Raw genomic sequence first — 23,932 nt, 5'->3', positions numbered from 1 at the left:
AGCCCGCCTCCCCGGCCGGCCGCTGGCTGCTCGAATACATCCGCGGCGCCGGCGTGATCGACCGCCTGCAGACCGTCCTGGAGATCGCGCCCGACGGCTCGGTGACGGGATCGGGCGGCTGCAGCCGGATGCATGGCAAGGCGAAGATCGCGGGAGCACGGATCAGCTTCGGCCCGCTGGCCTCGACCAACATGGCCTGCGTTCCGGCCGCGATGAATCAGGAGCAGCGCTTCTTCACCGGGCTGCGCGATGTCCGGCGCTGGGAGATCAATCCGGCGCAGCGCAAGCTGGCCCTGCTCGATGCGGCGGGCCAGCCGGTGATGACGCTCGCCGCCATGTAACCGGCGGCCCGGCAACCCGCCGGCGTGCAGGCGGCGGCCTCAGTCGAGCTTCTCGTTGGGGTAGACGCCCCAGAGCCGGTCCTGGCGGAGATAGCCGCTGAGCTTGTTGACCGTGACATAGCACCAGGCACCGCCGGAGCAGGAATGCACGTTGGCGATGACGCCGGGCTCGAGGCTGGCGACGATCGAGGCTGCATCGCTCGCCGATTCGCGGAGTGCGAAGGTCTCGCCCTTGTCCTTGGACCAGGGCGAGACGAGCACCGTGCGCCGCCCGGACAGGAGACTGTGCAGCACCCAGCCTTCCGTGCCGTCGGCATCGCGCACGCGCCGCCAGGTCTCGAACTCGGCGGTGACCTCGACCGGCAGGCCGGCCCGCTGGAAGACCCAGCTCGTGCGATGCTCCTTGGACGGCCCCTCGCGCAGGTTCACCCGGTCCGATTTCAGGCTGACATAGCGCGGCACCGGCAGGCCGCTGACCTGTCCCGCGGCGAGTTGCTGCGCCGCGGCGCCGGCCGGAGCGAGCGCAAGCCCCGCCATCAGCGCCAGGCCGGCGAGACCGCCCTTCATGCTAGCCGCCATCCAATTCTCCTTCGCCCTGCCGCCGGCGCCGCCTAAGCGCGCCGAAGGGCCGGGCCCTGTCCCAACTCGAGGCCGCCCGAGGCCGGATTCGCGCGAAAAACCGGTTTCCACTTTTTCGCATCCTGCTCTAGAGCCGGATGATGTCAGATGGAATCATGGAATGATCCCATCCGACATCTGAATCCGTCTCTCACCAAAGGATTAGAGCAGGATTCTTGCGAAAAACCGGTTTCCACTTTTTCGCATCCTGCTCTAGACAACAGATCGGCTGCGGGCCGTCGAAACTTCACCCGACCCATTCCTGAAGCGCCTCGGTTAATGGCGGGTTGAGGCGGAAACGAGACGGGCCGGCCGGAAGCGCTGGAAGCGAGCGGCGATCAGGCGCGGAGCCTGGGCCGATCGCGCGAAGGAGCCGCGAATGTCGAAGAAGAAGCCCCTGGTCGTCGTCACGCGCAAGCTGCCGGCCGTCGTCGAGACCCGGATGCGCGAGCTGTTCGACGCAAGGCTCAATCTCGACGACACGCCGATGAGCCAGGCCGCCCTGGTCGAGGCGCTGAAGACCGCCGACGTGCTGGTCCCAACCGTGACCGACAAGCTCGATGCCGGGCTGATCGCCCAGGCCGGCGAGCAGCTCCGGCTGATCGCCAATTTCGGCAATGGCGTCGACAATATCGACGTCGCCAGCGCCGTGCAGCGCGGCATCACCGTGACCAATACGCCGGGCGTGCTGACCGACGACACCGCCGACATGACGATGGCGCTGATCCTCGCCGTGGCAAGGCGCATCGCCGAGGGCGCGCGCGTCATCACCGACGATGAATGGGGCGGCTGGTCGCCGACCTGGATGCTCGGGCGGCGCATCACCGGCAAGCGCCTCGGCATCGTCGGCATGGGGCGCATCGGCCAGGCACTGGCCAGGCGCGCCGCCGCCTTCGGCCTCTCGATCCACTACCATAACCGCCGCCGGGTCAACGCCCGCACCGAGGAGGCGCTCAACGCCACCTATTGGGATTCGCTCGACCAGATGCTGGCCCGGATGGACGTCGTCTCGGTCAACTGCCCGCACACGCCGGCGACCTATCACCTGCTCTCGGCCCGCCGGCTCAAGCTGATGAAGCCCGACGCCATCCTGGTGAACACGGCACGCGGCGAGATCGTCGACGAGACGGCGCTGTCCCGCATGCTCGAGGCCGGCGAACTCGCCGGGGCCGGGCTCGACGTGTTCGAGCACGAACCTGCGGTCAATCCGCGCCTGCTCAAGCTCGCCCGCAACCACCGCGTCGTCGTGCTGCCGCATATGGGCTCGGCCACGCATGAGGGCCGCGCCGACATGGGCGAGAAGGTCATCGTCAACATCAAGACCTTCATGGACGGCCACAAGCCGCCGGACCGGGTGCTGCCGAGCATGCTCTGAGCTGCTCTGCGGGGCCTGGAATCATTCGCAGAACCACGCCGTCATTCCGGGCAAGCGCAGCGCAGACCCGGAATCCATCGTAGAGCGCCGCGCCCTCCGATGGATCCCGGATCAGCGCGGCTTCGCCGCTTGTCCGGGATGACGAGATAGCTGGAAGTCGAGCGGCGGTTTGTTCAGGCGGCCTCGGAACGCTCCTCCGGCCGAAACCGGCATTCCGAGAGCCTGTCCAGCTCTTCCTGGTCCGCGGCATGGCGGCGGCCCCATTCGCAGAGTGCGCCGATGACCGGAGCGAGGCTGAGGCCGAGCGCGGTCGCGTGATAGTCGACGCGCGGCGGCACCTGGCGGAAGATCGCGCGGTTGACGAGGCCATGCTCCTCCATCTCGCGCAATTGCTGGATCAGCACCTTCTGCGTGATCGCCGGCACGAGCTTCTTCAACTCGGTCAGCCGTTTCGGCCCGTCGAAGAGCTGGTAGAGGATGATCGCCTTCCAGCGGCCGGAGATCACCTTCAAGGCGCGTTCGACCGGCTGCGCCGGCAGGCGCTTCATCGGGTCCGCCATGGTCACCTCCTGGTCTGTATGGCACAAATCGGTGTGTAGCTGCTGGCTGGAAACATAGGACAGAACCGGCGCCACGTTGACCCCTTCGTCACGAGGCGCCCCCATGAAAGCCATCCAGTTCGACCGCTTCGGCGGCCCGGAAGTCCTTGAACTCGTCGAGATCGAAAGGCCCTCGCCCGGTCCCGGCGAGGTGCTGATCAGGGTCGGCGCGGCCGGCGTCAACTTCTTCGAGGTGCTGATGCGGCAGGACCGCTATGCGGTGACGCCGGCGCTGCCCTTCCGTCCCGGCGTCGAGGTCGCCGGCACGGTCGAGGCGCTGGGCGACGGCGTCGACGAATTCCGGATCGACCAGAGGGTCGCGGCGGCGCTGTTCATCGGCAGCACGTCGGGCGGCGGCTACGCCGAATACGTCGTCGCCAGCCAGGAGATTGTCGCGCCCCTTCCCGACGCCGTCTCCTTCGCCGAGGCGACCGCGCTGCTCGTCCAGGGCCTGACGGCATTGCATCTGCTGAGGCAGAACCCGCCGGCGGGCAAGACGGTGCTGGTCAACGCCGCGGCCGGCGGCGTCGGCAGCCTGCTCATGCAACTGGCGAGGCGGTCCGGCGCAGCCCGTGTCATCGCCGCCGCAAGCTCGGCGGAGAAGCTCGAGCTGGCGCGCCGGCTCGGCGCCGATGCCGGCGTCGACTATACGCAGGCCGACTGGCCCGAACGCGTCCGTGCGGCCAATGGCGCGGCGGGGCCGGACCTGGTCTTCGAAGCCTCGGGCGGCGAGATCACCGCAGCCAGCCTCGTCTTGCTCGCTCCGTTCGGGCGGCTGGTGCTCTATGGCCCGCTGGCGATCCAGGATTTCCGGCCCGGCGCGGCGGAGGTGCAGGCGCTGATCTTCGGCAACCTGTCGCTTCGCGGCTTCGCGCTACTGCCGCTGCTGCGGGCCGACCGGATCAAGGCCGAACTGGGCGAACTGTTCGAGCTTGCGGCGCGCGGTGCCCTGCGGCCGCTCGTGGGCGGCAGCTACCCGCTGCAGCGCGCCAACGAGGCCCATGCGGCGCTGGAGAGCCGGCGCTCGACCGGCAAGGTCGTGCTCGCGCCCTGAAGGCCAGAGCCCGGCTTCAGCCGGTGCCGCGCGAGGTGGCGAACTGGCCCGATTTGCGGAAGCGCCAGAGATAGGACGGCACCTCCGCCTCGACGGCGACCGGCGCGATGCCGAGCCCCTCCAGGGTGCGGCCTTCCTTGCGGGCCGCCTCGGAGACGACATTGTCGCTCTGCAGCAGGGCGACCTGGTCGCGGGTCAGCAGCAATTCATCCGGCAGCAGGCCGAGCGTCAGGGTGTTGGCGATCTCGAGGATCTGCGCCTGGACGCGCGCCAGCGGAAACGGCAGCGAGGCCAGCAGCGGCTTGCGGCCGGTGACCTCGCAGACATATTCGATCAGTTCCCGGAAGCTCTTCACCTCGGGGCCGCCGAGCTCGTAGATCCTGCCGCCCTCGACCTTGCCGTCGATGGCGAGCGCGACCGCCTTGGCGACGTCGCCGACGAAGACCGGCTGGAACTTCGTCTCGCCGCCGCCGACCAGCGGCAGCACCGGCAGCATGCGGGCGAGCGAGGCGAAGCGGTTGAAGAAAGTGTCCTCGGGGCCGAACATGATCGAGGGACGCAGCACGACGGCGTCCTTGACCAGCGCCAGCGCCGCGGCTTCCCCTTCCGCCTTGGTGCGCGCATAGCGCGACTTCGAATCGGCATCGGCGCCCAGCGCCGAGATCTGCACGAGGCGCTCGACGCCGAGGCTGGCGCAGGCCTGTGCGACGGTGCGTACACCCTGTGCCTGGATGCTGGAGAAGTTCTGTCGCCCGCTCTCCTGCAGGATGCCGACGAGATTGACCACCGCATCGGCGCCCCGCACCGCCGCCGCGACCGAATCGGGGTAGCGCAGATTGGCTTGGACGGCATGGATCTGGCCGACAATGCCGAGCGGCTGCAGGAAACCGGCGAGATCGGGCCGGCGCACGGCGACGCGGACCCGGTAACCGCGCCGGGCCAACGCCCGCACGACGTGGCGCCCGGCGAAGCCGGAGCCGCCGAAGACCGTGACGAGTTGCTGGGCGGGAGGCTGGGTCGCCATGACGCGAAGCTCCGATTGGAAGCGCTGGTAGCGGTTTCTGTCGCGCCTGTCCTAGTTCATCGCATGGCGGCTGTGAAGGCGGCGAGACACCCCGGCGCCGCGTTCATAGCGGGCTTCGCAGCCGCTTGCACAGCCGCTTCCGAATTTAGCCGGATGGGCCGTTGACAGTCCCGCTCCACCCCCGTAAACGAACCGCCGTTGCCCAGGTGGCGGAATTGGTAGACGCACCAGCTTCAGGTGCTGGCGCTCGCAAGGGCGTGGAGGTTCGAGTCCTCTCCTGGGCACCACTCTTTCTCGCTTTCGCGTCAAAGAGCTGAGCATTGATAACGAGTTAGGTGGCATCCGCTTTGACATTGCGGTTTGACGCCACGGCTCTTGCAATGCCCCGACCCTTCGCTACCAAGCAGGGTTCCGAATACCTCAACGTGAAGGTGCCACTGGCCCTTCGCCCGCTCGCCAAGGGTCAGCGGGCGCGCCTGCCCGTGGACGGCGAGCACCTTAACGGGCTCGCGGGCGAGAGATCGGCGTTGGGATAGAGGTAGCGGGCGATGCGGACCGCCTGGCCCGGGATGGCAGCCTCAGCGTCGCCATCAAGATCGACGTAGACGCCCGGACGAGCTGGACAGCTCTCTCGCCTGCGCGCCCTGCTGCGCCCGCTTCTGACCGGTGCGTTGCCAAATTGGGCGTCAACCCCTCGGCCATTGTCGGATGGGCGAGAATGGCGTCGTGCAAGGCGCTATAGGGCAGTCGCCCGGGCATCGCAGCCTGCACCACGGCCATCATTTCACCGGCCTCTGAGCCGATCATCGTGAAGCCGACGATCTGGTCTTCGGCATCGACCAGCGCCTCCAGCTGTCTCCGATGTCCCTCCTCCAAAACAAACCGGCCATCCCATCGAGCTTGGTGGCGTTGGCAGACACTCGTGACGGCCGGCCCGGCCCAATCTCTGGCTGTGGCGGAAAATTCGACGCAGGGCGCGCTACGTGATATGAAAACGCCGAGGCTGATCAGCTAGTGGTGGTTGTGATGCGCGAAGAGTTTTCAACTCATTCGCACCCGCATCGTAGGCTCGCGGCTATTCTCGCAGCAGATATCGCTGGTTACAGCCAGATGATGGGCCACGACGAGGAAGGAACGGTTCGCCGGCTGAAGCACGTTCGCCGCGAGATCGTCGACCCAACACTTGGGGAGCACTACGGCAAGCTCATAAAGAACACTGGCGATGGCTTCCTCGCCCTGTTCGATAGTCCGCTCGAAGCCGTGCGGTGCGCGATTGTCATTCAGCAGTCCATGGCGGCAAGAAACACCGGTCTGCCGCGTGATTACTGGCTGCAATATCGGATCGGGGTGAATTTAGGCGACGTTATCGTTGAGCCGGACGATGTCTTTGGCGAGGGCGTCAACGTCGCCGCCCGCCTGGAGGCTCTGGCAACGCCCGGCGGGGTCTATATCTCAGGCGGTGTTTATGAACAAATCAAGAACAAACTCGTCTGCGGATATCAGTCGCTCGGTGACGAGAAGCTGAAGAACATCACTGATCCTGTTCGCATCTATCGGGTGCTTCCCGACCCGGCCGCGATCACTCAGGCGACAAAAAAAAGACAGCCCTTTCTGATTCTTGGCCTTGGGGGAATCGCCGCAGCTTTTGCGCTGGTCATCGCCGGCCTTTACTCCACCGGCTTCCTGCCGATCGTCGGAAAGCCAAGTCTGGCGTCTGTCGAACAGTTCCCCCAATTTGTGCCGGTCCCGTTTACCTCCGTGACAAGCCCGCCTGCACGTGCCCCGCAGGTCGAGCCGCCAGCAGGCGCCAATGCGGATCAGGCCAAGCCTGTGGCACCGTCGGCCGCACCCACACCCGGCGCCCCGGCTTCCGATCCGCAACTCGCGATTTTAGCCCCGAACCCTCCTGCCGCGCGGATGATCCAGACCGCCTCCGGCTTCCGCGACTGCGAAACCTGCCCCGAAATGATCCGCATACCCGGCGGGGCTTTTCGGATGGGCAGCGACGAAGACCCCTCGGAACAACCGATCCGGACCGTGACGATAGCGCCGTTCGCAATCGGCCTGTCTCCCATCACCGTCGCTGAATGGAACCGATGCGCGGCGGCAAAGGGCTGCAACTTCGCACTCGACGGAAGCGACACGGTGCCGGCCCACAATCTGAGCTGGCTCGATGCCAAGCAATATGTCGAATGGCTCGCGGAATTGACCGGCAGACCTTACCGTTTGCCGAGCGAAGCGGAGTGGGAATACGCCGCCAGGGCGGGCACCACGACCCGCTTCTGGTGGGGGCGTGACCTCGAGCCGGGCAAGGCCAATTGCAAGGACTGCGGCGCGCACCAGGATCCGAAGGCTCCGATGCCGGTCGGCAGTTTTGCACGCAATGCCTTCGGCGGCGCCGATTTTGGCGGCGGGGTCGCGCAATGGGTCGCCGATTGCTGGCTGCCCAACTACCGGGAGGCCCCGTTGGATGGCTCCGCCCGAACGGTTCAGAATTGTCGCGAGAACGTCTTGAGAGGCGGTTCCTGGCGCAGCAACGCTGCCTCCGTGAGGCCAGCGAGCCGGACGCATTACGATACGGGAGTTCGTTACCCTGCACACGGATTCAGGATAGCTCGCCCGCTTTGACAGGAGGGTTCCATGGGTCGCCCAGCCAGCGGCATTCTGCTCGCTCTTGCTGTAATGAGCCTTTCCCCTCTGGGCGCCCTAGCCCAGACGGCGCCCGCCCCAAAGCCCTCGACGCCGCAACGAGCGCCTGCTCCGGATGCGCGCCTGTACATCATCTATCCCTGGGACGGAGCGCAGATCCGCGGCGAATTCTGGGTCCGGTTCGGCCTGCGAAATATGGGCGTGACGCAGGCCGGCAGCTCCGCGCCGAATGCCGGACATCACCATCTCCTGGTCGATGTCACCGACGAGATCGATCCGGACGAGCCGATTCCGACAGACAACAAGCATCTTCACTTCGGCGCGGGCCAGACGGAGACGAAGCTTGATCTGCCGCCTGGAAAACATACCCTCCAACTGGTGCTTGGCGACCCGGAACACAGGCCATTCAAGCCGATGCTCATCTCGAAGAAGGTGACCATAACCGTAGTGCCGGCGGCACCGGCGAAAACGTCGAAGAAAGTCCGCGGGAAAGGAGCTTTCGGCAAAGCAGGCCCGCGCATGATCGCCGACCTGGGCGAGACGTCAGAATACCAGATAATCGGAGGCGCCTCGTTTTAGAATGCGACTGCGTGGCCGCAATCATGTCAGGGGTCGGTGGACGAAGCTCCGCGGACAAACAGCTTCCATAGCGAGGCCAGGCTCTCCTCCTGCGGTGCGAGGGCGCTTGGCGAGGTGGGGCTCTCCCGGGTCCCACGCAGGGCATGCTGACGTCTGGAGTTGATAGCCAACATCAGAGGTGGCGGTTTTTTTGAAGGCACCGAAACAAAAAAAATTATCTCGCTAGTTTCATATTCGAAGAAATGACAGGCATGATCGGGATTTTCGATTATATCTGGCGCAATAGTCGGCGTGAGCAGATCAAGATACTCTGCGTCGTTGCTCTATCTTTTCCATTCTATTATTTCTCGCTGGAACTTCCAAAATACATTATCTCGGACGCGCTACAGGGGCGAGCGTTCGCAGCGGGACATGAGACTGCCCGCCTGTTCCATATCGCGCTGGATCTGCCGAGAGTATTTGGCGGCCCGCACACGGTCTTCGAGGGGGTCTGGCTGGATCGCCTATCCTATCTGTTCGCGCTTTCGGGAATTTTCCTGCTGCTCGTCCTGATCAATGGCCTGTTCAAATACGTCATCAACATGCGCAAGGGTGCGCTCGGCGAAAGGCTGCTGCAGCGCCTGCGCCTGGACCTCTTCTCGGCACTGCTGAACCTCAAGTCCGAGGCGCTCCAGCGCATCAAGCCCTCCGAAGCGGCGACGATCATCAAGGACGAGGTCGAGCCGGTCGGGGGGTTCGTCGGCGATGCCTTCGTGCAACCCGTCTTTCTCGGCGGCCAGGTGCTGACGGCGCTGACCTTCATCCTGGTGCAGAACCTGGCGCTCGGCCTCATCGCGGTGGCGATGGTGCTGGTCCAGGGCGCCGTCATTCCCCGATTGCGGCGCGAGCAGATCCGCCTGGGCAAACACCGCCAGACGGCGTCGCGGGCCTTTGCCGGCAAGATCGGCGAGGTCGTCGAGATGCTCGGCGAAGTCTCGAACCACGGGACATCCGCTGTCGAGAAGAACCAGGTCGCCCAGCGGCTGGAGCTGCTCTTCGGCATTCGCTATCGGCTCTATGGTCGCAAATTCGCGATCAAGACGCTGAATAACCTTTTGGCCCAGATCACGCCGTTCTTGTACTATGCGGTCGGCGGCTATTTTGCTCTCACCGGGCGTCTTGATCTCGGCCAGCTCGTTGCCGTCATCGCGGCGTATCGCGATCTGCCGCCGCCGGTGAAGGACCTGATCGACTGGGACCAGCAGCGGCTGGATGTCGAGGCCAAGTTCCAGCAAGTGGTCGAGAATTTCGCGTTGAATGGCGAGCCCCCAGCCCCAAGCACCGCCAGCGGAGACGACGATTCTGCCGGGCTGCCCGCCAACGGCCTGATCGTCGCGCAGGGGCTTACGGTCGTGAACCCGGCGGGCGATACCGTACTGGACAGGGTCTCGCTGTCGCTGCCGCTGCAAGGGCACATCGTCTTGTCGGGCGGCCTGAGCGAAGGCGCAGGAATTCTGGCGCAAGTGCTGGGCGGCAATCTGAACCCGAGCGAGGGCTCGCTGACAATCGCCGGAATTCCGTTGCCGGCATTGTCGCCCAAGCTGCGCGGGCAGGCGATCTCCTATGCCGGCCCGGAGCCCATCATCCTCGACGGCAGCTTTCGCGACAACATTCTCTACGGCCTACGCCAGGTGGAGCCCGATCCCGCAAATCCGGCCGGCTGGTCCATCGACCATCGCCGGGCGAGTGCCGTCGACGACGCCGAGTTGGCGATCAAGCTGGTCGAGGTCCTGCGGGTCGTGGGACTTGCCGATTCCGTGTTCAGGTTTGGCCTGGCCCGCAAACTCGATCCCGGCACCCCGGCCGAAGTGGTCCGCCGAATCTCGGACATCCGCGCGCGCATCCAGGCCAGGCTCGCCGAACGCGGGAGCGAGGTTGCGATCGAGCCCTATGATCCGGTCCGCTATGCCCGCCATGCGACGATCAGCGAGAACATCCTGTTCGGCGTGCCGGTCGAGCCGGCGCTGGTCGGCGCGAACCTGGCCCGCCACGCCTTGACGCGACAGGTTCTCGCCGATCTGGCCCTGGCGGAGCCGCTTGCGGAGATCGGACGGCGCATTATCGCGACAATGCTGGAAATCTTCCGCGATCTTCCCCCCGGGCATGTGCTGTTCGAGCAATTTTCCTTCATCACGGCAGAAGAGTTCCAGGAATACCGCGAGGTACTCGGCCGGATGGCGGCCGGCACGAGCACCGAGACCGACCGCACAAGGCTGATCGGGCTGAGCTTTCTCTATGTCGAGCCGCGTCACCGTCTCGGCCTGCTGGACAAGGTCATCGAGACGCGGCTCCTGGCGGCCCGGGCCGCCTTTCGGGAGCGCGCCTCGTCGGATCCCACGAATTCGATCGCGTTCTATCATCCTGAACGCTACTGTCCGGCAGCGCCCCTGCGCGACAATATCCTGTTCGGATTTGTCGCGCATGATGCAGCCGACGAGGTCATCCGCGACACCCTGACCGAGCTCGGGCTGGAAGGGGACATCTATGGCTGGGGCCTCGACCAGCCCACCGGCTATGCGGGCCGGCTGCTGTTCCCGGCCATGAAAGCGCAGATCGCCCTCGCCCGCTGCATCATCAAGCAGCCGCAGCTGCTCATTCTCAACAACGCGTTTGGAGCCTTCGGTCAGACCGAGGCGCAGCAGATTCTGGATCGCATTCGCTCCGCGATGGCGGGAAGGACGCTGATCGTGGCTGGGCGCGATATCGGTCCCGACCAGGGCTACGATCTGCATATCGCCTTCGATGGCGCCAGGCTGGCCACCTCGCAGGCGGCCGGGGACGCCGCATCGGGCCGGCAACGACCTGCGCTCGCCGGGGCCGAGCGAGACCGCGCGACGCCGCTCGACAATGACGAAATCCGAGTCCTGCGGTCCGTACCCATTTTCAGCGAACTCGATACGGCTCGCCTGAAGCTCCTTGCCTTCACCAGCGAGCGCACCGTCTTTGCTGCCGGCGATGTGCTGTTTCGGCAGGGAGATGAATCGGATGCGGCCTATGTGCTGCTCTCGGGCACGGCCGATGTGATGATCGAGACCGATGACGGTCCCGTTCGGCTGTCGAGCGTCGCCCAGAATGCGATCTGTGGCGAGATGGGGCTCGTCACCGGCGATCTCCGCTCGGCGACGGTCGTCGCAACCGCCACAGTCGACGCGCTCAAGCTGCGCAAGGACGTCTTCCTGACACTTCTCGCCGAGTTCCCGCAGATGGCTCTGTCGGTCATGCGGCTGATGGTCAAGCGCCTCCAGGGCAATGCCGCCGCTGTCAGCCCGCGTGGGCGACGCGGTGACGAACCGGATTCGTAACGGGCGGTCGGATCGTGGCGCGGCCGATGTCCGGCGAACCTTCGCTCGGCTGCAGCCGATCCCGGCTGCAGCCGAGCGAAGGTGGAAATCCACTTCGCAACCGCCTCGAAAGCATTCGCGCCAACCAGGCCGGTGCGGTCGTGACTACCGGGGGGCCCAATCGGCCGCGTCCACACGCGTCAAACCAATGTCATTCAGTGTGTGGTCGTCGAGAGGCTCAAACGTCGGGCGGGTTCGCCGCCTGCCCATCCTTTGCGCAAGCCGGAAGGCCATTTTTCCGATCCTGTGCCCGAACCGGCCGAGGAATGGGCTGCGCTTGGCCCGATGGGGCGGCATGGGCTCGCTCTGCGGTTCGAGTGCCGTCATTTTCAAGGACGAGTGATGAGCGTCGAGAACGTTTTGCATCGTGAAATCCCCATTTATCCAGGCTCTGCCCGCGCGTGGCGATCGTAATCGCGGCGGCCTGTCTGACGGGATTTCTGTGCCGTTCTCGCTCTGTGTTCTGTGTGCTAGGTCACATAGTCCCAACGGCCTTGGCGGTTGCCCGGTGCCGTACGCTCTTCCGTCACTGCGAGCGTAAGCGAAGCAATCCAGAAGGGCTCGCTCGACGTCCCCCTGGATTGCTTCGTCGCTTCGCTCCTCGCAATGACGGCCAGCGCCTCGCAAAGGTCGAATTCAAAGGCGTTGGTATAAGCTCGGACGTACGCCTCATAGACCCTGGTGTCTTGGCATGAGCGAGCTCGCCCCTGATCGCATTGCGCGCCTGTTGTCGGCGAATCCGTTTTTTGCGGGTCTTGCACAGGATGCGCTCGAGAGGATCGCGGGCATCTGCCGGCATCAGCGCCTCGCAGCGCGAGCGGTCCTGTTCTTGAAGGGAGACCCCAGTGACGGACTTTACGCGATCCGGAGCGGCCAGATCCGCATTGGAACGACGGACGATCTCGGCCAGCAGATGACGATGAACTTTCTGGGAAGTGGCGATATCTTCGGCGAAATCGCACTGCTTGACGGGCGGTCGCGGACAGCCGACGCCGTCGCGATGGAGGACACCGAGATGTTCTTCCTGCCGCGGCGCGACTTCCTGAAGCTACTGCATCGGGAGCCGACGATCGCGCTTCAGCTCATCGAACTGCTTTGCGCCCGGCTGCGCGACGTGATCGAGCGGATGGAGGAGGTTGCGTTCCTGCCCGCCGAGACGCGGCTGGCGCGGCGGGTTCTCATGCTGGCGACCGACTACGGGACCGAGATCCACGTTTCGCAGGACGAATTGGCATCGCTGACCGGCGTTACTCGCGAAACCGTGAACCGCCAGCTTCAGTGTTGGAAACGAGCCGGACTTCTGTCGCTTGGGCGAAGCCGCCTGACGGTCCATCACCTCGACGACTTTCGCCACCTGGCGAAGATTGGCGCCATCTGAGCAGAGCGTTTGCGAGGCATGGCGTGATGAACTTCGCGGTTGGCAGTTCGCATCCTGAACCCGCGTTTCCGTTGCCCCGAAAACGGGGGCGGTTCACGCCATGGATTCAAGCGGATGGTGGCAGCGGAACATGCTGTCGGCGCCCCGGGTAGGCTCCGGCATCGCCGAGCGACAGATATCGCTCGCACGCGGACAGCGTGGGTGGAACGGGCATCCGGATGGCGGATCGACTGGATTCGGCGGTTCCGCGATCGCTTCGGACCATGTCGGGCGTCGCCCTGGCGTCGGCGGCAGCACAGCATCGAGCAGCGAGCGCGTATAGGGATGACGGGGGTTCGCGAAAAGCTGTTCCGTCGGCGCGGTCTCGACCACCATGCCGAGATACATGACCGCGACCCGCTCGGCCATGTGGTAGACAACCGCGAGGTTGTGGCTGATCAACAGGACCGTCAGCCTGAACTTCTTTTGCAGCGCGCCGATCAGGTTGATGATCTGCGACTGGACCGAGACGTCGAGCGCCGAGGTCGGCTCGTCGCAGATCAGGATGCGCGGCTGCACGATCAGCGCGCGGGCGATGGCGACGCGCTGGCGCTGGCCGCCCGAGATCTGGCTGGGATAGGCGTTGACGAGATGCGGCGGCAGGCCGACGGCCTGCATCATCTCTTCGGCGGCGGCCTGCCGGCTGCGGGCATTGCCCTCTCCGCGCACGGCCAGCGGCGCCGCGATGATCGTGCCGAGCGTCTGGCGCGGATTGAGCGATGAGTACGGATCCTGAAAGACCGGCTGGATCAGCCCGGCCCGCTCGATGCGATGATAGGACGAGATCGGCTTTCCGGCGACGGTGACGGTGCCGCTCGTCGGCGCTTCGATGCCGAGCATGAGCCGCGACAGCGTGGTCTTGCCGCAGCCGGATTCGCCGACGATCGCCACGACCTCGCCATGCCCGACTTCCAGGTCGATGCCGCGGAGCGCCCGCAGCGTGCGCCGTTCGCCGTGGAGCGAGACGGCATAGTCGCGCGTCGCGCCGACGATGCTCAAGGCGGCCTGCGCGCTCACGACATCACCTCGCTCAACGCCGCATAGCCCGGCTCCCCCGCCCGCTCGTCGAGAGGGCGCATGCAGCGCATCGCCCGCTCGCCCGGCAACGGCACAAGTGGCACCGGGACAGCGCAGACCGGGCGGGCATAAGGACAGCGCTCCGTGAACAGGCAGGCCTCCACGGCCCCCGTCGGTGGCGGCACGATCCCCGGGATCGAGCCCAGCAGCGCGCCGCGCGCGGTGCGCCCCGGCGTCGGGATCGCCTGCAGCAGGCCCTCGGTATAGGGGTGCGCCGGCGCGGTCAGCACGGCTGCCGTGTCCCCGGTCTCGACCACCTGGCCGGCATACATCACGGCGACGCGATGGGCCATCGTCGCGACGACGCCGAGATCATGCGTGATCAGGATAATGCCGATGCCGGTCTCGTCCTGCAGGCGGGCCAGCAGCCCGAGGATCTGCGCCTGCGTCGTGACGTCGAGCGCCGTCGTCGGCTCGTCGGCAATGATCAGGTCGGGATCGCAGGACAGCGCCATGGCGATCATCACGCGCTGGCGCAGGCCGCCGGAGAGCTGATGCGGATACTGCTCGAGCCGCGCGGCCGGCGAGGGAATGCCGACCCGTGCGAGCAGCGACACGGCGCGCTCCCGCGCCTCCTGGCGGCCGATGCGCAGATGGGTGCGCATCACCTCGGTCATCTGGCTGCCGATCGTGTAGCAGGGGTCGAGCGAGGTCATCGGGTCCTGGAAGATCATCGCGAGGCGCGGCCCGCGCAGCTCGCGCCACTCCGCCTCCCGCAGGTCGATCAGCGACTGCCCCGAGAAGGTCAGCCGCTTGGCGCTGACGCGTCCCGGGCTCGGCACGAGGCCCATCAGCGAGAGCGCGGTCAGGCTCTTGCCGCAGCCGGATTCGCCGACGATCGCCAGCGTCTCGCCGCGCGCGACCGAGAGATCGATGCCGCGAACCGGTTGCAGCACCCGCCCCTGCGCGGTCGGGATCGTGATCCTGAGATCCTCGAGCGCGATCAGCGCGGTCATGCCCGGCCCTCCGGAGCGACGACGTCGCGCAGCGCATCGCCGAGCAGGTTGATCGCCAGCACCAGCGTCACCAGGGCGACGCCCGGGATCGCGATCAGCCAGGGGCGGAACAGCAGCTGGTTCTTCGATTCCGCCACCATCAGCCCCCAGGAGGCCAGCGGCGGCTTGACGCCCAGGCCGAGGAAGGAGAGCGCCGCCTCGAGCAGCACGGCATGCGCGACCTCGACGGTGGCGACGACGATCAGCGGCCCAATGATGTTGGGCAGAATCTCGATCAGCAGGATCCGCGGCGTCGAGGACCCGATCGCACGCGCCGCGATGACGAAATCGCTATGCGCCAGCCGCTGCGTCGCGCTGCGGGTGACGACCGCGAACCTGTCCCAGAGCAATAGCCCGATCACGACGACCAGCACCGTCAGCGACGAGCCGACCACCGCGACCACGACGAGCGCCACGAGAACGACCGGCAGCGTCAGCCGGATCGTGATCAGGAAGTTGATGAAGAGGTCGACCCGGCCGCCGAAATAGCCGGCCGCCATGCCCATCGCCGTACCGATCAGGCCGGAGACGAGGACCGTCGCAATGCCGATGAACAGCGAGACGCGGGCCCCGTCGACGAGGCGCGCCAGCAGGTCACGCCCGAGCTGGTCGGTGCCGAGCGGGTGAGCCCAGCCGCCGCGAACGTCCCACACCGGCGGCACGAGCCTGCCGCCGAGATTCTGCGCGACCGGATCATGCGTGAACAACGGCCCGACCAAAGCGAGCAGCAGGATCAGCAGGATGGCGCCGCCGCCGAACCAGAAGCTGCCATGCCGCAGCAGGCGGTGCAAGGCGAGCCGGCGGGGACTCGCGGAGATGAGCGCGGCCGCCGTCATGAGATGCGGATCCTGGGTTCGATCAGGGCGTTGAGCAGGTCCGCCAGCAGCGTCAGCAGCGCATAGATCAGCGCGATCAGCAGCAGGATGGACTGGATCACCTCGATGTCGGAGCGCTGGATCGACTGCCAGGCGAGCAGCCCGAGCCCCTTCAGCGAGAACACCGTCTCGACGACGATCGAGCCGCCGAGCATGAAGCCGAGTTGCACCGCCGCCAGCGAGACCACCGGAATGATGGCGCTGCGCAGCGCATGCAGCAGCACGACGCGCCAGGCGGGAAGGCCATAGGCGCGCGCCGTGCGCACATGGTCGGACTGCAGGACGTCGATCATGCCCGAGCGCGTCAGCCGCATCAGGGCCGGAGCGGCATAGTATCCGAGCGTCACCGCCGGCAGCACGAAGTGCAGCCATGTCGCCGAGCCGGAGATCGGCAACCAGCGCAGTTGCACACCGAAGATGTAGACCAGCAGCAGCGCGAACAGGAAGGAGGGCAGCGCCTGCCCGGCCACCGCAAGCCCCAGCGCGAAGCGGTCGATTGCCGTGTCGCGGTAGAGCCCGGCGAGGATGCCGAGCGGGAGCGAGAGCAGAAGCGCGAAGACGAGCGCGGAAAGACCCAGCTTGGCGGTGACCGGCGCGTGTTCCGCCAGCACGGCCACGACCGGCTGGCGCAGGTAGAAGGACCGGCCGAACTCACCGGACAGGATCTTGCCGAGCCAGGCGAAGTATTGGGTGTAGAGCGGCTGGTCGAAGCCGTAGAGCCGCCGGATCGATTCCACATCGGCCGGCGAGGCCCCCTCGCCCGCCATCGCCGCGGCAGGGTCGCCGGAGAGATGGACGAGCGAGAAGGCGAGCACCGAGGTGCAGGCGATCACCAGCAGGGTGACGAGCAGTCGCCGCGCGAGAAAGCGTAACATCGTCTTCGATCAGGCCGCGGCGGCTGCGTTCATCGTCACTTCTTCCAGCGTGCCAGATAGAAATGCGCGAGCTCGTCCGGCGTCACCGGCAGGTCGAGTTCGCTGTTGAAGGCATAGGTCCGGCCATAGCTGAACAGCGGCACCATATAGGCCTGCTCGTTGATGCGGGCGAGCGCCTTGCCGTAGAGCTCCTTGCGCTTGTCCGGATCGACCGTGGTGTCGGCCTGCTGCAGCCAGTCGCGCACCTGCGCGTCGCGGGCGTAGTCGTCGATGCTGAACTTGAAGTAGTTGCTGACCGAGGCCGAGGCGTCGAGCACGCCCTGCGAGCCCCAGGTCAGATGCGCCACCTCCGCCTTGCCCTCCTGCAGGATAGGGCGCAGCGCGCGCCACTGCAGATAGTGCAGGTCGGTCTTGATCCCGACGGCGCGCAGATAGTTCATCACCGCCTCGGTGTAGGGCCGGTCGCGATAGGCGTAGATCGGGATGCTGAAGCCGTCGGGGAAGCCGGCCTCCTTCAGCAGGGCCTTGGCCTTGGCCGGATCGTAGGCGTATTCCTCGATCTTCGCGTCGCAGCCGAACTGGCGCGCATCGCACATGAAGCGCAGCACCTCGGAGCCCTCCCCGACCAGTTCGCGGGAAAGGGCGGCGCGGTCGATGGCGTGGAACATCGCGCGGCGGACACGCACATCCTTCATCGGGTTATCGCCGGAGCGGCCGACGGCGTCGAGCGACAGGAAGGACATGCGCGTCGTCGGCGCACCCTTCACCGTCACGTTCGGCATCGTCGCGAGCTGCTTGGCGTTCTCGGACGGCACGCCCCAGATCCAGTCGATGCCGCCGGTCACCAGCTCGGCGAGCTGCGTGTCGGTGTCGGAGATCGTCTTGAAGACCAGCGTCCCGATCGAGGGCTTGCCCTTCGGGCTGTCCGGGAAATAGGCGTCGTTCTTCACCAGCGTGACGGACGAGCCGGACTTGAAGTCCTTGAGGTTGTAGGGACCGATGCAGACCGGCTGGACCGCGCCCCAGTCGCGCCGCGACTTGCCGCCGGTATCGACCGTCGGCGCCTTGTCGTAATGCCCCTCGGGATAGATCGGCGTGATGCCCGAGAAATATTCGATCGCGGCCGGCGTCGGCGCCTTCGCCTTGAAGATCACGGTGCCGGCGTCCGGCGCCTCGACATTCTCGATCCAGTCGACCAGCAGGCGCGTCACGACGCCGCTGTCGGGCTGGCGCGCATGGTTGAAGGTATAGGCGACGTCAGCCGCCGTCAGCTCCTTGCCGTTGCTGAACTTCAGGCCCTTGCGGAGCTTGAACTCCAGCGTCTTGTCGTCGATCCAGCGATAGCCCGTGCTTAGCAGCGGCTTGTATTCGCCCTTGATCGGATCGCGATACATCAGCGTGTCGCACATCTGCTGTGCGATGATCACGACCTCGCGCAGGTTCTGGTAGTAGAGGTCGACGGTGTCGACCTCGCTGGCCGTTGCGAAGACCAGCGTGTCGTCGGCCTTGCCGGCATGCGCAGCGCCGGCACCGAGGCCGAGCGTCGCCGCGACGGTCAGAGCCGCCGCGATACCCCGAGATTTGACCATGTTCCCCTCCGTTGTTGTTCGGCGCCGGCCGTCGTTTGCGTGCCTGATGCCGTCTTCGTCGCTCCACTGTCCCCGGTTCAGCCGAAGCTCTTCACTCCCCGGCCTGCACCGGCAGCCTGATCATGGAGGCAAGACTACCACCGCGATGCAGGCTGAGCACGGGGGGCCGCCCATGCGGCACCTGCCCGCAATGGTCGGCATCCGCCCCGGCGATCGCGATGCGGATGCGGCTGCCCGCCCTGAAGGTCCATGACGTCGGCAGCAGCGCGAAATGCAGCCGCTGCGGCTCGCCCACCGGCATCGGCGCGGCGTCGGCCCGCGTGAAGCTCCGGAACGGCCATGTCGTGCGGTGCTCGGGCGGGCAGGCGCTCTCCTTGCGGTGCAGCGCCCGGAGCAGGCCCTCGGTCACGTAACGGACGGTGCCGTCGGCCTCGACCTCCGACAGATAGACGAAGACGGCGGCATCGGGCTCGCTCGACGCGACCTGCAGGTCGGCAACGACGTGGCCGGACACCTGCCAGTCGCGGCTCAGCGGCGCCGAGTCGTAGCGCAGCATCGCCTCGTCGCGGCCCTGCCAGTCAATGTAGTAGTCGCGGCTGTCGATCGCCGCGATCCGCTCGTAGCGCGTCTGGCCGCCGGTGCCCTTGCTGAAATCGACCTGGTAGTCGTCCGCACCCGCCGCTCCCGCCTGCGGCGAAAGCTGCGACCCGGCGTCGAGATAGAGGGTCTCGCCTGTCGCGACCGGCGGCCAGGATGCGGCCGCCTGCCAGGTCTCTTCGTGCAGGGTGTAGTAATGGACCGGCGCCTCCCGGCGCAGCCCGGTGTCGAGGCCCATCAGGTACTCGTCGAAGAAGCGCAGCACCTCGCCGACGATCGGGAAGTCGGGCTCCTGCTTTGGCCGCCAGGGCGAGCAGTCGATGCGGGCGCCGTGATCCCACGGTCCGAGCAGGAGATGGCGCTTGCGGTTCGGCAGCGTCAGGAACCGGCTGATCGAGCCGTTGGCATAGCCGGCGCCGTCCATCCAGCCGGAGACGGAGTAGACCGCGACCTCCGGATCGATGCCTTCGTAATAGCCGTAGGGGCTGAAATTCGCGGAGGTGAAGCCCGGATCGTAGGGCAGCGTGTCGCCCTTGAATTTGAACTCGGTGATGAAGTCCGGCATGTGGAAATTGCCGATATGCTCGGTGATCGCCTGCCGGCACAGCGCGCCATCTTGATCCTCGTCCACCGGCTGCGGGCCGGCATAGTTCGGGTTGGCGTAGTAGGAGATGTTCTTCAGCAGGTCGCGCCGGTCATGGTCCATCGCGATCATCAGGTCGTCATAGACCCGCGCCAGTTCCTTCAGCAGGATTCCGCCGGGATAGTAATGGTCCGAATAGGTGTCCCAGACGGCAAACAGCGGCGCGATCGCTTTGACCGCCTTGTGTCCGGTGCTCGCGAGGAAGTCCGCCGCAGCTCCGAGATAGGAGACGCCGGTCGCCCCGATGGTGCCGTCCGACCAGGGCTGGGCGACGATCCAGTCGGCCATGGCGTGACAATCCTCACGCTCGCGCGGCGAGCGGAAGCTGTCGCGGGTGCCGAAACTCGCCCCCGTCCCACGCACGTCGACCACCACCAGGGCATAGCCGGCGGGCACGAAAAGGTCGCGATAGCGGAAGGAGCCGGGCGTCACCTCGTCCGGCCGGGTCGCATCGGCCAGCGCGAAGCGGCGATAATACGGGGTGAAGATCGTGATCGCCGGGAACGGACCCTCGGCCGCTTTCCCCTCGGGCGTCTGCGGCAGATAGACATCGACCGCGAGCCGGCAGCCATCCGGCATCGCGACATAGTGCGAGAACGGCTTCTTCGAGACAGCGAAGGCGCGCGGCCGGTCCTTGAGATATGCTTGCGGCGACACGCGCCAGGCCGAGTTCTCCATCGTCATCAAGATCGCCCGCCTCGCAGTCATTTTTATCCACCGCGCGAGCGTCGCAACCCTCGACATATGCGTCAAATGCGTAATACTGAGAAAATCATGCTCTTTTCGCATATGAAATAGTACGAATGCAGACGCTGCGGGGATTGGAGGCGCTGCGCGCCTTCGTCGAGACCGGCACCGTGTCGCAGGCCGCGACGAGGCTCGGCCGGACCCAGCCGCAGATCGGCCGCCTGCTCAGCGCTCTCGAAACCGAGCTCGGCTTCCTGCTCTTCGACCGGCGCAACAAGCGCCTGACACTGACCGCCGAGGGGCGCGAGTTCTACCAGCACGCGGAACGGCTTCTGCAGGGGCATGACGGGCTCGAGCGCTTCGCGGCCCAACTGCGCCGGGGCGGGCGCCATCACATCCGCGTCCTTGCCGCTCCGCATGTGACGCACGCTATCGTCATCGATGCCGTGGCGGCGCTCTCGCGGCGCGATCCGCGCTTCACCGCCAGCGTCGATTCCCGCGTCAGGATCGACATCGACAGCTGGCTCGGGCAGGAGCATTTCGACCTCTGCGTCACCGTCCTGCCCGTGAACCATGCCGGTTTCGAGACCGAGGAGTTCCTGCGGATCGAGGCCATCGCTGCGATGGCGGAGGGGCACCCGCTGGCCGAGCGCGAGGTGGTGACGGTAGAGGACCTCGCCAACAACAGCTTCATCGCGACGCACAGGCGCTCGCTCGTGCAGCAGCAGATCGAAAGGCAGGCGAACGAGGCCGGCGTCGTGCCGAATTCGCGCTTCGAGACGCAGAGCGGCATGATCGCCTGCCAGCTCGCCGAACGCGGCCTCGGCTGCTGCGTCGCGGACCCCTTCGTCGCCTATTCGAGCGGAACGCCGGGCCTCGTCCTTCGCCCGTTCCGCCCGGCGATCGAGCTGCGCTACGGCTTCGTCTTCCCGGCTTGGCAGAGCCGCTCGCGGCTGTCGCGGGAGCTCTCCGCAGAAATCACCGAGCGCGCGAAAGCGCTCTGGGGGTCGATCGGCGTGGCGTCGATCGAGAAGTGATCCGTGGACGGAAAGCTGCTTCACCTTGGGCTGGGCCAGCACCGCGCCTAGCGCCTGCTACTTTTACTCGGAACCACCGCCGTCATCCTGGACAAGCCGCGAAGCGGCGTAGATCCGGGATCCATCGTAGGGCTCCGGCGCCCTACGATGGATCCCGGGCCGAGCTTTGCTCGCCCAGGATAACGGCAGTGTTTCCGAGTGAAAACAACAGACTCTAAGAGCTTCGCCGCGAGATCGCCTGCGAGCAGCCGGTATGGTCGACGCCGCCCGGCAGAACGGCCGGCTCGCCAAAGAGATCGTGGCGCTCAACAGGCGGCCGTCGGCGGCTGATCGGCCGCCTGTTCCTTGATGAAGTCCCGGATTGCCTGCGACAGCACCTCGGCGGTGGCGGACCGACGCTCGAGGCAGCGGGATGTAGGGCCTGCGACCACGATGGACAGCCGGCGCGATCCGACCGGCAGGGGAAAGGAGACGCCCGCCAGGTCCGGGATGTATTCCGACGAGCTCTGATGGTAGCCGCGCTCGGCGGCCTCCGTCAGTTCGGCTTCGATGCGCTCGCCCGACATCGGGGTGGTGTCGGAGAAGCGTTCGAACTGGATCTTGCGGTAGATCGCACGGCGCTCTTCCGGGGAATATTGCGCCAGGATGGCGCGGCCAACGGAACTCGCATGGACGGGAACCCGATCGCCGACCGCAGCGAAGTAACGCACCGGCTGAAACGACTCGACGACGTCGATGAACAGCGCGGAACTGCCGGCAAGCGCGGCGATCGCCGTCGTCTCGCCCGTCTTTTCCGCAATCAGTGCCGTCAGGCGATGCACGCTTTCCGGCAGGGGCTCGGAATCGGCGACGATGCGCGCCAATGCCAGCCAGCGCGGGCTCGGATAGAAGCCGCCCCGCTGACGCGGCTCGTAGAGCCAGCCCCTCTCGGCGATGGTCCCGACGAGATTGAAGGTGCTCGAGCGCGGCCAGCCGAGATCGTCGGAGATCTCGGCCATCGTCGCCGGGCGCTTGCGGCGGGAAAAATACTCCAGCAACTCCAGTACATTGGCTGCCTGCCTGACCAACATGTCGCCCCGCTTTTGCTTTCGCCCGGTTCGCCAGCGGTCGCTGCCGTCGGCCGGATTTGCCCTCGCGCCAGATCAAGCCGAAGCCGCGCCCGCAGGCAAGTCCGAGGTCGGTTGCTTGACATATAATTCATGATCATGTTTTTTTTATTCATAAGCCAGAATTGACGCGGCCGACCACCCGGCGAGCGCGCGTCGTGAGCCAGCCGGCTCCGGGGAGGAAAACGATGTCTGCACCCAAGCACCCGCTATTCTGCGCCTTCGCCTTTTCGGCAGCCCTCATGGCGACGACAGCCGCTGCACAGGAGATTCCGGTCAAGCTCGGTGTCCTTGCCGACATGTCCGGGATCTTTTCAGACATCGGTGGTCCCGGAGCGACCGAAGCCACCAAGATGGCCGTGGAGGACTTCCTGAAGCGGCCCGGTTCGGAGCGTTTCAAGATCGAGGTCGTCTCGGCCGATGCCCAGAACAAGCCGGACGTGTCCAGCGCCATCGCGCGCAAATGGTTCGATACCGAGGGCATCGATGCGCTCGTCGACCTGCCGACCAGCGCGATCTCGCTGGCGGTCGCGCCGATCGCCCAGGAGAAGAACAAGGTCGCGCTCTTCACGGCCTCCGGAACCTCGGACCTGACCGGAAAGGCCTGCACGCCCAACTCCGTGCATTGGACCTACGATACCTGGGCCCTGTCGCACGGGACGGCCGATGCCATCACCAAGGGCGGCGGCAAGTCCTGGTTCTTCCTGACAGTCGATTTCGCGCTCGGCCATTCGCTGGAGCGCGACGCGAGCGCCGTCGTCAAGGAGAATGGCGGGCAGGTCGCCGGCAGCGTCCGCCATCCTACGAATTCGAAGGATTTCTCCTCCTATCTGCTGCAGGCCCAGGCCTCGAAGGCCCAGGTCATCGCGCTCGCCAATGCCGGCGGCGACACGATCAATTCGATCAAGCAGGCATCGGAATTCGGCATCGTGCAGAGCGGGCAGAAACTCGCCGGCATGCTGCTGTTCATCTCCGACATCCATTCGCTCGGGCTCCAGGCGGCCCAGGGCCTCCAGCTGACCACGGCCTTCTACTGGGACCTCAACGACAAGACGCGCGCCTTCGGCGAGCGCTTCGCCAAGCGCAACAACGGCCGCTTCCCCTCGATGAACCAGGCTGGCGCCTATTCGGCGACGCTCGCTTATCTCGATGCGGTGGCGAAGGTCGGCTCCGCCAAGGACGGGGCGGCGGTCGTGAAGGCCATGCGCGACGCCGGCACCTTCGACGACCCGCTCTTCGGCAAGACCTCGCTGCGCCCGGACGGGCGCGTGCTGCACGACATGATGCTGGTCGAGGTCAAGAAGCCGTCGGAATCGAAGAAGGCGTTCGACTACTACAATATCCTCTCCACGATCCCGGCCGAGCGCGCTTTCCGCCCGCTCAAGGACGGCGGCTGCCCGCTGGTGAAGTGACGC

General features: G+C 66.1%; 20 protein-coding genes, 1 tRNA gene and 1 pseudogene. 10 read left to right on the top strand and 12 right to left on the bottom strand.

The genetic code is table 11. The annotated features are described in order from the left end of the window. Positions 1–341 (top strand): META domain-containing protein (locus V6M56_RS21760; protein WP_332687002.1); only part of this gene is annotated, 341 nt, incomplete at its 5' end. 39 nt (positions 342–380) lie between these two features. Here V6M56_RS21760 and V6M56_RS21755 read toward each other — a convergent pair. Then, positions 381–920, bottom strand: coding sequence for an SH3 domain-containing protein (locus V6M56_RS21755; RefSeq protein ID WP_332686999.1), 540 nt, complete (start codon positions 918–920; stop codon positions 381–383). Between the two features lie 418 nt (positions 921–1,338). Between V6M56_RS21755 and V6M56_RS21750 the strand changes: the two genes are divergently transcribed. Next, positions 1,339–2,334 carry a 2-hydroxyacid dehydrogenase gene (locus tag V6M56_RS21750; protein ID WP_332686997.1) on the top strand — a complete coding sequence of 332 codons (996 nt, stop codon included), beginning with the start codon at positions 1,339–1,341 and terminating at the stop codon, positions 2,332–2,334. Positions 2,335–2,507: 173 nt separating this feature from the next. Here V6M56_RS21750 and V6M56_RS21745 read toward each other — a convergent pair whose 3' ends face one another. After that, a complete protein-coding gene (locus V6M56_RS21745) occupies positions 2,508–2,894 on the bottom strand; it encodes a winged helix-turn-helix transcriptional regulator (RefSeq protein WP_332686995.1) in 387 nt (128 codons plus the stop codon). A 103-nt stretch (positions 2,895–2,997) separates the two neighbouring features. Here V6M56_RS21745 and V6M56_RS21740 point away from each other — a divergent pair, with 103 nt between their 5' ends. Further along, positions 2,998–3,987: a quinone oxidoreductase family protein gene (locus V6M56_RS21740; protein ID WP_332686993.1), complete on the top strand. Its 990-nt coding sequence runs from the start codon at positions 2,998–3,000 to the stop codon at positions 3,985–3,987. 16 nt (positions 3,988–4,003) lie between these two features. Here the strand turns inward: V6M56_RS21740 and V6M56_RS21735 are convergent, their stop codons facing one another. Beyond that, the gene (locus V6M56_RS21735) at positions 4,004–5,011 is read right to left on the bottom strand and encodes a complex I NDUFA9 subunit family protein (RefSeq protein ID WP_332686991.1); all 1,008 of its coding nucleotides are present in this window, start codon (positions 5,009–5,011) and stop codon (positions 4,004–4,006) included. 200 nt (positions 5,012–5,211) lie between these two features. Here V6M56_RS21735 and V6M56_RS21730 point away from each other — a divergent pair. Beyond that, a tRNA-Leu gene (locus V6M56_RS21730) sits at positions 5,212–5,298 on the top strand. Between the two features lie 211 nt (positions 5,299–5,509). Here the strand turns inward: V6M56_RS21730 and V6M56_RS21725 are convergent. Next, complete coding sequence (locus V6M56_RS21725) at positions 5,510–5,887, bottom strand: hypothetical protein (RefSeq protein WP_332686989.1); 378 nt, start codon at positions 5,885–5,887, stop codon at positions 5,510–5,512. Positions 5,888–6,037: 150 nt separating this feature from the next. Between V6M56_RS21725 and V6M56_RS21720 the strand changes: the two genes are divergently transcribed. The 3 genes and pseudogenes from V6M56_RS21720 (at position 6,038) to V6M56_RS21710 (ending at position 11,580) form a co-directional block, all read left to right on the top strand. Continuing rightward, positions 6,038–7,639 carry an SUMF1/EgtB/PvdO family nonheme iron enzyme gene (locus V6M56_RS21720; protein WP_332686987.1) on the top strand — a complete coding sequence of 534 codons (1,602 nt, stop codon included), beginning with the start codon at positions 6,038–6,040 and terminating at the stop codon, positions 7,637–7,639. A gap of 54 nt (positions 7,640–7,693) precedes the next feature. Continuing rightward, positions 7,694–8,107 (top strand): annotated as a pseudogene (locus V6M56_RS21715) (DUF4399 domain-containing protein); the annotation flags it as partial. Between the two features lie 383 nt (positions 8,108–8,490). Beyond that, positions 8,491–11,580 carry a cyclic nucleotide-binding domain-containing protein gene (locus V6M56_RS21710; RefSeq protein WP_332686985.1) on the top strand — a complete coding sequence of 1,030 codons (3,090 nt, stop codon included), beginning with the start codon at positions 8,491–8,493 and terminating at the stop codon, positions 11,578–11,580. Between the two features lie 144 nt (positions 11,581–11,724). Here V6M56_RS21710 and V6M56_RS22670 read toward each other — a convergent pair whose 3' ends face one another. Further along, positions 11,725–11,829 (bottom strand): YjiS-like domain-containing protein, encoded by a 105-nt coding sequence (locus V6M56_RS22670; RefSeq protein WP_465247579.1) that lies wholly within the window; start codon positions 11,827–11,829, stop codon positions 11,725–11,727. Positions 11,830–12,310: 481 nt separating this feature from the next. Between V6M56_RS22670 and V6M56_RS21705 the strand changes: the two genes are divergently transcribed. Further along, positions 12,311–12,997: a Crp/Fnr family transcriptional regulator gene (locus V6M56_RS21705; protein ID WP_332686982.1), complete on the top strand. Its 687-nt coding sequence runs from the start codon at positions 12,311–12,313 to the stop codon at positions 12,995–12,997. A gap of 93 nt (positions 12,998–13,090) precedes the next feature. Here the strand turns inward: V6M56_RS21705 and V6M56_RS21700 are convergent, their stop codons facing one another. The 6 genes from V6M56_RS21700 to V6M56_RS21675 form a co-directional block, all read right to left on the bottom strand. Then, the gene (locus tag V6M56_RS21700; protein ID WP_332686980.1) at positions 13,091–14,053 is read right to left on the bottom strand and encodes an oligopeptide/dipeptide ABC transporter ATP-binding protein; all 963 of its coding nucleotides are present in this window, start codon (positions 14,051–14,053) and stop codon (positions 13,091–13,093) included. Further along, complete coding sequence (locus tag V6M56_RS21695) at positions 14,050–15,069, bottom strand: ABC transporter ATP-binding protein (protein WP_332686978.1); 1,020 nt, start codon at positions 15,067–15,069, stop codon at positions 14,050–14,052. Before V6M56_RS21695 ends, V6M56_RS21700 begins: the two co-directional genes overlap by 4 nt. Beyond that, complete coding sequence (locus V6M56_RS21690; protein ID WP_332686976.1) at positions 15,066–15,944, bottom strand: ABC transporter permease; 879 nt, start codon at positions 15,942–15,944, stop codon at positions 15,066–15,068. The genes V6M56_RS21695 and V6M56_RS21690 overlap by 4 nt, the downstream gene beginning before the upstream one ends. Beyond that, positions 15,941–16,858, bottom strand: a complete 918-nt coding sequence (locus V6M56_RS21685) for an ABC transporter permease (protein WP_332686974.1) — start codon at positions 16,856–16,858, stop codon at positions 15,941–15,943. Before V6M56_RS21685 ends, V6M56_RS21690 begins: the two co-directional genes overlap by 4 nt. Before the next feature lie 35 nt (positions 16,859–16,893). After that, complete coding sequence (locus V6M56_RS21680; RefSeq protein ID WP_332686972.1) at positions 16,894–18,447, bottom strand: ABC transporter substrate-binding protein; 1,554 nt, start codon at positions 18,445–18,447, stop codon at positions 16,894–16,896. Positions 18,448–18,538: 91 nt separating this feature from the next. Next, the gene (locus V6M56_RS21675; protein ID WP_332686970.1) at positions 18,539–20,371 is read right to left on the bottom strand and encodes a CocE/NonD family hydrolase; all 1,833 of its coding nucleotides are present in this window, start codon (positions 20,369–20,371) and stop codon (positions 18,539–18,541) included. Positions 20,372–20,490: 119 nt separating this feature from the next. Between V6M56_RS21675 and V6M56_RS21670 the strand changes: the two genes are divergently transcribed. Next, the gene (locus tag V6M56_RS21670; protein WP_332686968.1) at positions 20,491–21,411 is read left to right on the top strand and encodes a LysR family transcriptional regulator; all 921 of its coding nucleotides are present in this window, start codon (positions 20,491–20,493) and stop codon (positions 21,409–21,411) included. A gap of 305 nt (positions 21,412–21,716) precedes the next feature. Here V6M56_RS21670 and V6M56_RS21665 read toward each other — a convergent pair whose 3' ends face one another. Next, a complete protein-coding gene (locus V6M56_RS21665) occupies positions 21,717–22,481 on the bottom strand; it encodes an IclR family transcriptional regulator (protein ID WP_332686966.1) in 765 nt (254 codons plus the stop codon). A 224-nt stretch (positions 22,482–22,705) separates the two neighbouring features. Here V6M56_RS21665 and V6M56_RS21660 point away from each other — a divergent pair, with 224 nt between their 5' ends. Continuing rightward, the gene (locus tag V6M56_RS21660) at positions 22,706–23,929 is read left to right on the top strand and encodes an ABC transporter substrate-binding protein (protein WP_332686964.1); all 1,224 of its coding nucleotides are present in this window, start codon (positions 22,706–22,708) and stop codon (positions 23,927–23,929) included. Positions 23,930–23,932 lie beyond the last annotated feature (3 nt).

It is taken from the genome of Allobosea sp., from assembly GCF_036675845.1.
Classification (GTDB): Bacteria; Pseudomonadota; Alphaproteobacteria; order Rhizobiales; family Beijerinckiaceae; genus Allobosea.
This window is presented reverse-complemented; position numbering and strand designations above follow the sequence as displayed.